At 58.5% G+C, this 658-nt stretch carries 2 protein-coding genes; both read left to right on the top strand.

The genetic code is table 11. The features are described from left to right. Window positions 1-207 (top strand): dCTP deaminase (locus TU76_RS24105; protein WP_048352667.1); only part of this gene is annotated, 207 nt, incomplete at its 5' end. Between the two features lie 98 nt (window positions 208-305). Beyond that, window positions 306-506: a hypothetical protein gene (locus tag TU76_RS24100; protein ID WP_048352666.1), complete on the top strand. Its 201-nt coding sequence runs from the start codon at window positions 306-308 to the stop codon at window positions 504-506. Window positions 507-658 lie beyond the last annotated feature (152 nt).

Here is a 658-nt window from a genome sequence, read left to right as displayed (position 1 = left end):
GTTAACGTGACGCCCCTTGAGCCTGAGTGGGAAGGCCACGTAACGCTGGAGTTCTCCAACACCACCACTTTGCCCGCAAAGATTTACGCGAACGAGGGCGTCGCGCAGATGCTGTTCTTCGAGTCGGATGAAGAGTGTGAAGTGTCTTACAAGGATCGTGGCGGCAAGTATCAGGGCCAGCGCGGCGTGACCTTGCCACGCACCTGACGAACAGCGGGAATTCCTGAGCGATAAGGCACTCTATTGAGTGTATTGATTTCCGGTTACGCACCCAGCGAGCCGGATCATCGCTCAGGAGTGCCCTTATGAAGATCGATCCGAGTATCCGCGCCCAGCTTGCACGCCTGGAGCCGAATCAAGTCGGAGTGCTGGCATGGTCATTACTTGCCCAGCCTCAGATGAACGCAGGCGGCATCCCCGGCCAGCCTGACCCCGATACCCCCCAACCGACTGAACCAGGTGTACCAACGGTGCCTGACGAACCACCACCTGCGCCTGTTGCCTGAGAGGTGTGCCTCGTGAGCGTGCGCTGGAGAGCTCAGGGCGTCATCGGGCAATGATCTGGACAGCGCAAACAGCTGGTCAAGGCCCCACAAAACGTTGTCGTTTCTGTGGGGATCGTTGTTTATTTGCCCGGAACGAGCGTAAGGCGCGTGTT

It is taken from the genome of Pseudomonas psychrophila, assembly GCF_001043005.1.
GTDB lineage: Bacteria > Pseudomonadota > Gammaproteobacteria > Pseudomonadales > Pseudomonadaceae > Aquipseudomonas > Aquipseudomonas psychrophila.
This window is presented reverse-complemented; position numbering and strand designations above follow the sequence as displayed.